This window comes from Simiduia aestuariiviva, assembly GCF_014192475.1.
GTDB lineage: Bacteria > Pseudomonadota > Gammaproteobacteria > Pseudomonadales > Cellvibrionaceae > Simiduia > Simiduia aestuariiviva.
In genome coordinates this window covers 281,210-294,174 of record NZ_JACHXZ010000004.1, presented here as the reverse complement: position 1 = coordinate 294,174, position 12,965 = coordinate 281,210, and the positions used below count along the sequence as shown (strand labels likewise).

Here is a 12,965-nt window from a genome sequence, read left to right as displayed (position 1 = left end):
ACAGTGATGGAAGCGCGATTATTGGCGCAGGTGATTTTTCGTTAGATGCAATTAATGCGCTGTTGGCAGACGCGACGCTCAAGGCGTGGGCGGCCGAAGATGCTCAAGCATTAGCAGCTGTAGAAGCGCTGGTTGCTGTGCGCAACTTCATTACGCTTGTAACGGCAGACAGCACACTAGCTGCTGACTTTGAATGGCAAGCCAGTACGAATCTTAAAGTCTATACCCGCAATGATATCGATTTAACTGACCGCACTGCGAGCTATCAGTACAGCCAAGAAATCTGGGATGAAAACCTATTACAACATGCCAATGAGTGGCATGCGGGTACAGGTGATTATGCTGGGCTAGTGGGCCGCCCGGATGACTCTGAGCTGTTGGCTTCAAATGATGTCACTGGCGAAACCTTGCGACTGTTGCAGATCGCTTACAGTGTCGGCGGTTACACCGGCATGGTTGGTGGTGTAGGCAATCCAGACCTGATGGGCAATACGTTGGCCATGGAGATTGCGTATACCAACGCCATCAATGCACTTAATACCAGCTACTACACCTACGCCTATTTTGGCGTGGGCAGTGACGGCGAACAGATTCTTGAAGCTGTTTCGATCAACCGATTTAACGCAGATGTTGCCCACGAAGAATTGCTGGATTACGTTGCAGATCTCAAAGATGCATCTGGCACCAAATACGGCGAAACCACGGAGCGTTATTTAACGGCGGACAATTGGATTTCGTATCGTGATGCACTCATGGCAGATGCAGGTTTCGACAATTCTGCCAATACCATCGGCGATGAGTTCACGGAAGAAAACGTCGATAAGTTGATTCGCTTAACACAAGCGCAGAGCAGTGTAGAAATTTCGGCACTTTTGTCCGACGGTCTAATTCTGGAGCCTAAAGTGGCTGGCAACGCTGCGGATGAATACAGTGTTGATATAGCTAAGTTCCAGGATACTGCAGGTTTCTACTTGCCGGAAACGGTCACTGTTAATCGCACCACCTTGGTTGAAGTGACCGTTGACAATGACTACGTAAGCGGTCGTATCGACGGCACGCAATACGATGTGAGTTACGACACCATTGAGTTGGCTGACAGCGATTGGAGCGGGCTCTGGCTGCGTGGATTTGAGAACGCAACGTTCAACGTCAATGCAGATGTTACGGACGATCAAGATACCGCAGACACGACTGATGATGTGCTCACGGTGTTCGACAAAGTGGATCACGTGACCATTAGTGATGGCGTGGACTGGCTCGATATCACGGTAAACACCGGCGGTGGCGCCGATGTAGTGCACGTGGAGAGCAACACCATAATGGATCTGGTCACCATAAACAGTGGCGATGGTACCGATGCTATTTTTGTGAGTACTGCGAATACCGTTTCGACGATTGTGCACGCAGGCGACGGTGTCGATACCATCAATGTTGGCGCGACCGGTGACTATGCACAACTTAACGCGGGTGATGGCAATGACCTTTTGCGGGTGAACTACACCGCATTGGGTGAGCAAACCTTTGAGAATGGCGTAGGTGGCACCTTAGATGTCCACGGCCAAATTGGCTCGGACACCTATTACGTGGGTCTGGCCGGAACCGGCGACAGCATCATCAACATCGCTGATCAAGCGGAAGCAGAGCTGCTGGCCACGAATGCATTGCATGTATACGGTACTAACAGCGCTGATCAGTTCCTGTTCCGCCCCAATGCCATTAACGCCCTTGAGACTGATGCCGAGGGAGAAGTCCTAGAGAACGGTGCCATAGAGCGCATTAATTATGGTTCCGACCTCAACGGTGGCATTACCGTTTACGGTCGCGATGGCGATGATCGATTTGTCTTTGATGAAACCAGTGCGGTGATTACCGTGCTGGGCCAAGCCGGTAATGATGTTTTCCAGGTTGGCCAGATATTCAATTCGCCCCGCAATGCAGCGGCTGGGCTGTCTTCGGATGATATTTTTGACACCACGCCCATTACCCAGGGCTTCATTAGCAACGGCAACAGTTATGGCCTCACGTTAGATGGTGGTGCAGGTGAAGATAACTTCACCGTGTATCGCAATGTGGCTGAGCTCTCTTTAATTGGCGGCGCTGATAACGACACCTTCTTGGTGCGCAGTTTTGTACTTATTGATCCCAACGATCCTCAAGCACCCTTTACCAATATTAACGGTGGACAAGGTGCAGACTTCATCAGTTATGCCATTAACGCGCCGGTAAGAATCAGTGGCGGAGACGGCCTCGATACGGTCACCATTCTGGGCACAGAGTTTGGCGACGAATTTGTTGTAACTGAAGAGGGCGTATACGGCGCTGGGCGGTACACGAGCTTTACCGGTATTGAAAAACTGGTGATTGACGGCATGGAAGGTAACGACAACTTCTATGTGATGAGTACCAGTGAAAAGGTTGAGTTGAATTTGTTTGGCGGCCTAGGTAGCGATACCTTTGAAACGGCCGGTGGCAACAATGGTGAACCGATTTCTGTCGTTGCCGATGATTTGTTGGGCCACAGTGGCTTGATTGAACATGTGATCACCAGTGGCGATGAACGACTCGCTGAAATGCGCGCGTTGTTGGCCGCCAACGTCATGGATGCCGACGAAGCGGGCGTCATTATTAGGCCTTTGGTCGGCCCTTTGCGTGCTTATGAAGACGACAATGGCACGGCGCTGGTAGATCCTAATGCGATCAATGTGTACGAAGTCGTATTGACGCGACCGCCGGAGGATGTGGTGCGCATTTCTGCCACGGCGACCTTGCCCAGCGATCAGTTACAGGACGCTGGTGCTGTGGGCGTATTGTTAAACGGCACTGCAAATGCCACGGCATTAGTGTTTGATCGGACCAATTGGTTTATTGCCCAAACCATTACCGTGACTGCGCCTGCTGATGGTGTAGCAGAGGGTAACGATTTCGTGGAAATTCGTCACTCGGTAATGGAAGGTCTCACCGATGAAGATGGTAGCGACTACGATCGCCTTAACGTATCGCGCTTGGTGGTTGAAGTGGTTGATGCCGATAGCGCTTCAGTCATTGTGAGTCAGAACACCGAGAATCCGTTGGTGGCGGAGGCCGTTGCGGATTTAAACAGCGATAGCTATCGCGTGGTACTGAGTCAGGCACCCACGGAAGACGTCGTTATCACCATTGAAACTGATGGACAGTTAACTGTTGATCAGCCGACATTGACCTTTACTGAAGACAATTGGAACGATCCACAGTGGGTAACTTTCAGCGCTGTAGCTAATGATGGCGTTGAAGGCCAGCACTACGGTCGTATTACCCACACAGTTACCAGCGCCGATGCAGCGTTTAATAACTTGGCGATGGAGTCGGTGGATGTAACTATTGCCGACGGCGAGTATCCAAGCCTCTTGCTACTGGAGCGCGTCAGCATCGATATGGATGGCGATGGCACCACAGATCTAGAGAGCTACCAGCTGCAAAGTGATAGCACCAGTCGTGTTGCTGAACGCGCGTCAATTGGCGTGTTAGCGCAGGGCGAAGCCTTGACTAACAGTACCGGCACTGTGTTTGCCGGTACCGTCGGTATTGCTGAAATTGATGAACGCATTGGCAACGATGCGCCTTTCCAGGCGCAGGATCTGAGCCTTACGCGCTGGAGCACCGCTAACCACCCGGACATTGCGCAATCCTCGACACCGCATGTAACGGTGGTGGGCACCGGCGATGGTACGCGGGATTATTACAAAGTTGTGGTGACCGACGACATGCTGGCCAACGGCCCCATTGTGCTTACGGCAGATCTAGACCAAGGCGATGCGGATACCACCTGGTGGCAATCAAAATTCAAATTGTTCCGCCAAAATGGCACAGAATTGGTGAAGCTCGCCGACACGCCATTTACCGGCAGTGATGATATCCACTTAAGCCAAAGCATTTCCGAGGCGGGCACTTACATTATTGAAGTGGATGGATCTGAATCTACGACGGCAACCTACGGCAGTGGAGTGCCTGAGGGTGTGAACTACGAGTTGCATGTGAGTTTGCCGGAGCAATACGTGGCAGACTTTAAGTTCATTCCTGCAACACTGCTAGAAAATGAATTGGAATCCAGTGCCGGTGGGCAATGGCTGAGTGAGTCGACGTCCGCGGCAAATGGTATTGGCAACGAAGACAACACCGGCTGGTATACAGAGCCCAACGCCAATATCGGTACGGGCACTGGCATTGATTCGAGCATGCCCTATATCACGGTCGATGGTTCAGGAAACGGTAGTAAGGATCGCTATTGGTTTACCGTGACTACCGAAATGCTTAACGGCGCGCTCGGTGAACACCTTGAAAATGAATCGGTAAGTAATACCGATGGCGGTTGGTATACATCTTCGGGCATTGATTTCCCCGCAGTAGTTGCTATTGGCGAAAGTTGGACAGTAACGGTGAATGATCAAGCGTTCACAGTAAACGCTGATGATGCTACAGACACGGGTGCTAGCCTTGCCACTGAGTTGAGTGGACTGCTCAATGCGGCGTTGAACAGCGATTTGTTCACGGTAGAAATCGACGGTAATGATCCAACGCAATTAACAGTCAGCAATCCGGTTGTGGGTTTCCGGTTAGGTATCACCCATTTCTCAACGGCAGTACCCTCTGAAACAACGGAAGACTTGACAAAGACCACCTTGTCCCTCGATAGCGCGGGCGACAGTGCCACAGTAGGTGATATTTGGACCATCACCATTGGTGCTGACAGTTATACGTATCAAGCTGCGGCGGGTGACGATCGGGATGATATCGGTGCAGGTTTGGTCTCCGCTGTGAAGGGTGGGGATGGTGTCACCGCGGGTAAAGGTGCCAGCTACCGAATCAGCTACGATAGCAATGCGATAGAGGTTATTGATATTGATGGTGTGTCTGTCGATGTGACCATGGAATCGCAACAAATCGTTTCGGCTATAAATGAAACGGTTACGGGTCAAACTTTCACCGTCGGTGGCACTGTTAACAATGGTGCGCAGTGGCAGGTCACTGTAAACGGTGTTGAGGCAACGGTTAATGGCGATGATACAGGCATTACCAATCGCGCTAGTGTGGCTGCTTCCCTTGTATCACAGTTGACAACGGAATTGGATTCAACTGATTACACGATTGTCTATACCGTCGGTAGTGAAAGTTTCGACGTGATACGCAACGATGGCAATGCCATTGTCAGCGGCACATCGAAGAGTGGCGCTGCGACGATGACTGCCACCGATAGTCTGCGCGAACAGACCTTGGTCTTGGATGAGTCGCTCACCGCGCGCGACTGGTCAATCTTTTTATCGGGCACCGAAATCTCGGGGCCGTTTAACAACGATGATCTCGATCTTGTAGGTACTCAGTTTGTAGCCGAATTAAATACTATTGATAGCGACGGCGATGCGACTAACGGCACCACCTATAGTGCAAGCTACGATGCAGATAGCAACACGCTAACCATTAAAAGGACCGACGGCGCAGCACCCAATTTAACCTTGCAGGCCAAGGTTACCGACAGTGGTGTGGATGGCACACCGAGCACCGAAAACTTTACGGCCTACAGCTATGCGGTTGCTATTGACGCAGGCTACAACTACAGCGACCCGTCGGATATTTGGACGCTAACGGTGAACGGCGTTAGCCGCGGCGTTGCTGTAGGCAGTAATTTGGCAAGTACGGCAGCTGCATTAAATGCTGAATTCTCAAACCATACCATTACCGCCGTAGACGGCGCACTCCAGATAGTGGCCGACGATGAAGGAGCCATTGCCGCTTCATTGGCGATGACGGTTACGCAGGCATCCTTAAGTCCGATCATCGATGATCAGGATCGTTGGGATACCTACGCGTTGGCGGTGGATGAAGACGCTACGCCTGCGGTAGGCGACACATGGACGATTACTGTTAACGGCATCGATTACAGCCATGTAATCAGTCAAAGTGACATTGATAGCGGGGTTGCAACGCAAGACCTAGTGGCAGACGCATTGATGGCGAAATTGCAGTCCGCCGGTTTTGCCAGCAGCGACACTGCCGTCGGCAATAAAATTATTGTTGAAGGTACGGGTTTAGTGGTCAGTGGGTCGCGCACTAGTGCAGCTCAAGGCTTGTTCGATTTGGATTTCGTTAAGACATATTCGACGTCAACTACCAGCACCCATAGTTCTATGGTGGAATCTCAAACGTTAAATGGCATTGAGCTTACTCGAACATTTGTAACTACCCTTGTCACGGAAACCACTACTGAATCGTACCTACCCTATGTGAAAGTATTTGACGCCGCTGGTAATCAATTACTGCCGGACGTTGATTACACCGCCTATTTTGATCAGGGTAGCTTTATGGCCACCGATCCAATGTCTTTGTTCCTTTTTGAAGATATTGGCAACTATCAGGTAGAAGTTGGTTATACGCTTACTCAAGTGGAAACGGAAACTGTGACAGTTGATGTTGCCTCTATAACCACAAACATTTTTGGTGGATTTGTATCGCAGAGCCAATCTTCATCAACGACTACAGCGACAACGGTTGCCACAAGTGATGTGGGCATCGATTCAGGTTATCAGCTGAACGTATCGTTGGAAGGCCATGCAACGGACGCAGACTTCCTGGATATGTCGGGCATGCTGCTTACTGTCCATCGCGCTGACGGCACCACTGAAAGTGCTGTTATTGATAGCTATGATGCAATAACCGATCAGTTCACGCTGGCAACACCGCTGAGCATTAGTGCCGGTGAGCGGTATGAAATCACCTACAACGTCGAGGACACCTACGAAGATTACGGTGACACTCCTGCGCTCACAACATGGCAAGAAGATCAGTACTTTGTCGTATTGTCGGGTGCCCCCAGCGACACGGTAACGCTTGATATCGCGGGCGTTGAAACGCGCACCTACAATGGCGATTTAGTGTTTAGTGGTGAGCCGGAAGCGAATTATGTGCAGGTGGGGGTAGACACTGCGCAGCTAATATTCGACGCCAACAATTGGTCGAGCCTGAGATCGATTGACATAGATGCGTTAGAAGGCGGGTCAATTGTTGGGTCGGAAATCGAAAGCTTTATCGACGGTTCTGACGCACAGGTGTTTGCTCCAGGTGGACAGATTGCAAATACATTGCGCGGCCCGATTTTTATCGATGGTGGACAGCAAGTAGGTGCAGACTACGAGCTTAATAATCCATTGACGATTCACGGTGAAACGAATTTGTTCCCTGCGGCAGGTAGTTTGACATCGGTCGTTGTCACACCGGAAAGCACGATCATCACAGACACTGATGCAGAATACTGGGATGCCGATCTTGCCCAGCATGTGGATGGATTTGACCCAAGAATTGATGATTACCCCTATGAAGTCAGCATTATGGCTGATGGTGAATTGATCGCTGTGTTAGATGTCATTGCGCGAGATGGTCAATCATTGACCCTTGCTGCCTTGCCAGAGGGCGTCACCATTGCCGCAGGTGTTGAGTATTTCATTCGCCCAGTGAATTTAAATACCCGCGTTGATGAAGCCGTACAGGTGGATGTGCTGAATGTATTTAATACAAACAGCCCGGCCGATCAATCCATTACGCTCACCGATAGCCGCATCACCGGAATGGGGATGGGTGGTGATGTCGTGATTGCAGGCGAAATCGTAGAGGGCGGCATTCACTACGCCAATCTAGAAGGGTTAACACTGAACTTGGGTGTTGGCGCAGATAACGTTACAGTTGAATCTACTCACACTGGCAGTACGCACATTGATGCCGGTGCGGGTGAGAACATCATCACGCTTAAAACCGTCAGTGGTGTGACGAGTATCGTCAGTGGCGCTGACAATGACGCGGTTCATGTTGGCAGTGACTTGCAGTTGGCCGATGAGATTGCCGCACTGTTGGCGATTGATACGGGTGATGGGGTTGACACGCTGACACTGGATGACAGCGCCGATGCAGTCGCCAATCAATTGCAGGTGAATGCGACAACATTAACCGGTTTGGATATGCCCTCGCTGTCAGAGCAACAGCAGCTAGTTATTCGCGCAGCGGGTGGCACTTTCGATTTAGACTTTGGCAGCGCGGGAGTGATAACGGCGCTGACCTACGGCATTGACGGAGCGGATTTAGCGACAGCGCTGAATACACATTTTGGTGTGCAAGGTGGCGTTAACGTTAATCACCAAGTGAGCGCTAGCGGGCATCGATATCTGATCACATTTGGCGGTGAAATGTCCGGTGTCGATGTGTCGGAGGTCATTATTAATACCGACGCTCTTGTAGAGTCAGATGTTGTTTTAGATGGCGCGGGCAATGTATTGGTGGACGCAATAACCAAAGATGCGCGCGTTAGCACATTACGCAATGGCTCTCCGCTTGCCACCTCCGGTCAAACGCAAACGCTGCGCATCAATGCAACAAGCGGCAATTATGCGCTGCAGGTGTTGGATCAGTGGACCGCAAATATTGCATGGGATGCCGATGCAGACGCGCTGCTAGCGGCGCTATTGCCAATCGTCAATCCCAATAACAGTCAGGATAATTTGCCGCATACAAATAATGTATCGGTGGTGAAAGTGGGTGACGAATGGTTAATTAGTTTCCGTGGCGAGCTATCTGCGACGTCAATCACCGCTGTGCAAGGTGATGTGAGTTTGGCGACACGCATGGACGGTATTAACTACTACGGTGTCGAGACTTTGAATGTCTACACTGGCACTGGCGCTGATACGGTTACCGTTCAATCCACCGCCGAAAATACCGCCACGCATCTATACACGGGTGAAGGTGCGGATCACATTGAAATCAGCAGTGATGCAAACGGTGACTTTGCCAACGGCGACTCGGCCCATGGCACACTCGATGGCATTCTAGGTGATGTGTATATCGATGCCGGCATGGGTGAAAACAGTTTGTACGTGAGCGATTTCGATAGCAGTGATGCATCGACACCGATCACCATAACGAATTCCGCACTAACCGGTGCCGCCGTTGGCGATATTAACTACACTGCCACTGCAGGCAACTTTGACAGTGACTTGGTAATTTGGACCGGTAGTGGCAATGACCTGATTACCGTCAGCAGTGTGTACCTTGAAGGGCAGACGGTAACGTCCCTTTACACCAACGAAGGCGCCGACGAAATTACAGTTAGTGCCGCTGACGACTTGCTCAATCCTGCACATCTTGGATTGGATTTAGTCGCGGATGCAGAAGCGCGCCGTCTGGATATTTTCAGTCAGCAGGGTGCCGATGTTATCAACGCGAGTACCGCCGATTTGGCCATTCGCGCCAATGCCGGTACAGCAGGTGATCTTATTTTCGGTAGTCAGGGCGACGATGTTATCTACGGTAATGACGGCGATGACCGCGTCTATGCCAACGGCGGCACCGATCGCGTTTACGGTGAGCTTGGTTTCGATACCTTGGAAGGCGGCGCCGATGCTGACGTTATCTATGGCGGTGCCGATATTGACCTGATTCGCGGCAACGCAGGCGCCGATGCGATCGATGGCGGCAGTGGCGACGACATCATTTTCGGTGACGAAGGCGTTGTCGAAGATGCAATTGGAACCAGTTTGTTGGCCAGCCAGTTGGCCAACATGACACTGATCACCTCCGTGAATTTAGCCGTCGGCGGTGGCGACACTATTTACGGTGGCTTGGGTGCCGATCGCATTGTCGGCGGTTTGGGTGAAGACCTCATTATCGATCACGACGGCGACAATATCGTGCTGGGCGACTTGGGTGAAATCACCTATGACGCCACTGGCTTAACGCGCGTGAGTGCGAGCCAGCTTGTGGGCGATATTGATACCCTGCAATTGGGTGCTACCAGCGGTTATAACCAAGCGTTGGGTGGATTGGGTGCCGACAGCATCGATATTCTTGCCGGTGACAGTTTGGTGGTTGGCGATAACGCCACTGCGCTTTGGCAAGTAGGTGTACTGCGCTCGGTGACCAGCGATGACGAAGCCTTCGGTGGCGATGATCTAGTCACTATGGGTGATGGCAACAGCGTGGCACTGCTGGGGGCCAGCACCGTGCAAGATACCTTGGTCTCCGGCAGTGGCGATCACTGGGTACTCGGCGACAACGGCGCCATGACGTGGAACGCCACAGGCGTTCTGACACAAATCGTTTCAACCGCCCTCAGTGAGGGTGGCACCGATAACATTACGCTCGGCAATGGCAGCAATACGGTCGTGGCCGGTTTCGGTAATGACAGCGTTGTGACTGGCAGTGGCAATGACGTAATTATGGGCGACAACGGTCAAATCGATTACGACGCCAACGGTTTTGTGTCATTGATTCAAAGCACCGACCTCATCGCCGCCACCGCGGGTAACGATACCCTGTTGGTTGGCAGTGGTTTCAATCGCGTAATTGCGGGCCTGGGTCAGGACACAGTCACCAGTGGCAGCGGCGATGAGCATGTGCTGGGCGATAACGGTCAGCTTGCCTATCTCGACCAAGTGTTAATTCGCGCGACGTCTACCGAAACCACGGAAGGCGACAGCGATCTGCTCACACTGGGCGATGGCAATGCGGTTGTCATCGCAGGTAACGGCCAAGACACGGTCACTACTGGTGTCGGCACCGATACGGTATTGGGCGACAACGGCGAAATTCTGTGGAGTGCAGGCGGCATTATCGAAAGTGCCAAGAGCATCGTAACGCAACAGGGTGCTGACGACAGTCTTATGCTGTTCGATGGTGACACATTGGTGATTGCCGGTACCGGCAGCGATACCGTGAGCATCGGTGCAGGTACCGACAGGGTGCTGGGTGATAACGGCAATTTTGTATTCACCAACGGCGTGCTAGCGCAAGCCATCAGCACAGCAACCACCTTTGGTGGTAATGACACCTTGGCGCTCGGTAGCGGCGACAGCGTCGTCATTGCCGGCTTGGGCGATGACAGTGTGACGGCATTGGCGGGCGTGGATCACCTGTTGGGTGACAACGGCGAGTTTGTTTACAGCGCCGGCGTGCTAGTGTCTGCGCGCAGTCTAGAGGAAACACTGGGCGGTAACGACAGTGTCAATTTGGGCGCAGGTAACGCCGTCTTGATACTGGGCACAGGTGCGGATCAACTGACTGCCGCCAACGGTAATCATCAAGTGCTGGCCGACAACGGTCAAATTACCTGGACAACATCCGGCGTACTGACGCAACTGGTTAGCACCAGCCGCGCACAGGGTGGAGACGATAAGGTCACCCTGGGCAATGGCGACAATACCGTTATTGCCGGCTTTGGCAGTGACACAGTCACCACCGGTAACGGTGCCGATGACGTAATCGGCGACAACGGTCAAATCGATTACGACGCCAACGGTTTTGTATCATTGATGCAAAGTACCGACCTCACCGCCGCCACCGCGGGTAACGATACCCTGTTGGTTGGCAGTGGCTTTAATCGCGTGATTGCGGGCCTGGGTCAGGACACAGTGATCAGTGGCAACGGTGAGTTGCGGTTACTCGCTGATACAGGGCGCCTGAGCTTTGAAGAAAACATCCTCATAGCGATGAACAGTGATCTAGCCGGGCTCGGTGGCGCTGATCGAGTGACCATTGGTAGCGCAAATACGATGGCAATCCTCGGCGATGGTGCCGATGTGGTGACCGCTGCCAATGGTCACAACACCTTCATTGCCGATAACGGCGATATAACGTTAAACAGTGCCGGCACTCTGCAGCTGGTCGAAACCCGCGAGTTAGCACTTGGTGGTGACGATCAGTTTATTCTGGGTAACGGCGGCAATACCGTGCTCGCAGGCCGTGGTGATGATCTCGTCACTACCGGCAATGGCGATGACAACATCATCGGCGACAACGGTTTCATAACCTACGATAGCCAAGGCTTCATCACCTTCATGGCGACAACCGATGTCTCGATCGACACGGCAGGTGACGACACTATCAATTCCGGCGCAGGCAGCGATCGTATCTTGGCTGGTCTCGGCAGCGATGTCGTCAATGCGGGTGCAGGTGACGATATCGTATTCGGTGATCAGGGCGAGTTAAGCTACATCGACAACGACTTTGTTGAGGCAATAACCACCACCGTGCCATTGGGAGGTAATGACAACCTGCTGCTGGGCAGTGGCGATGACTGGGCCTTCGGTGGCGGTGGCGACGATCTTTTGAATGGAGAGCAGGGCGACGACATTCTGTTTGGTGACTTTGGTGTTATCGGATTTGATGAGTTAAACCAGTTCTATGTGGATACGTCAGACTTGGGTCAGGGCGGTAACGACACCCTGATTGGTGGTTCGGGCTTTGATTGGATGCTCGGCGGTGCCGGCGCTGATGCGTTTGTGGGTCGCTTTACCACCGACATTATGTTGGGCAACTACGGTCGAATTACGGCAGTGCCGGACACCGATGGTGTTGTGGTTTCAGCCGTACCTTCAGGCTTAGATCTTATTGGAGGTAATCAAGAGGAGCTATACAACAATCGTGGTGTAGTTGCGGAATTGCGTTTGCAAACGTTACTGCGTGTGACGGAAGTGGATGTCAGTAACATCAAATCCGATGCGGCCTTATCCTTGGCACCGGTGGGTTCCAGTAGTGATGTTGCTCAGCTAACTGATGAGCAAATGATACAATTTCTACAGAACCTTCCAGCACCTGCCACGGGTGGTGAGGCAGGTACTGAAGGTACCAATAGCCATGAGCAAGAGTGTATGAATCCGCTGGATGCGGATGGACAGCCAGTCGAGTTGCCGGAAGGTGCGACGGCGTGTACTCTCGATTCAGAGACCGATCAACCACAATCCAACGGTGAAGCTAATCGAGCGACCGAGGACGATAGCGACACGGCCTCAGCATTGCAGGCGGCGGCCTTATTGGCCGCAGTTTCTGCTCAGCGCGGTTGGACGGTAGGGCGCCCGAGCACGAAGAGTGGGCCGTCGTGGTTGGCAGGTCATGGGCCGAATGGCCGACAGGTATACACCTGGGATGATGGTAAATTAAAACCTAAACAATAA

At 52.2% G+C, this 12,965-nt stretch carries 1 protein-coding gene (cut by a window edge); it reads left to right on the top strand.

Annotated elements, in window-relative coordinates; genetic code table 11:
- A protein-coding gene (locus FHS30_RS14330) for a DUF4347 domain-containing protein (protein WP_183911200.1) crosses the window boundary here: on the top strand, positions 1-12,965 show its 3' end. It extends 22,432 nt beyond the left edge of the window; the window shows 12,965 of its 35,397 coding nt (coding positions 22,433-35,397); the start codon falls outside the window, past its left edge; its stop codon occupies positions 12,963-12,965.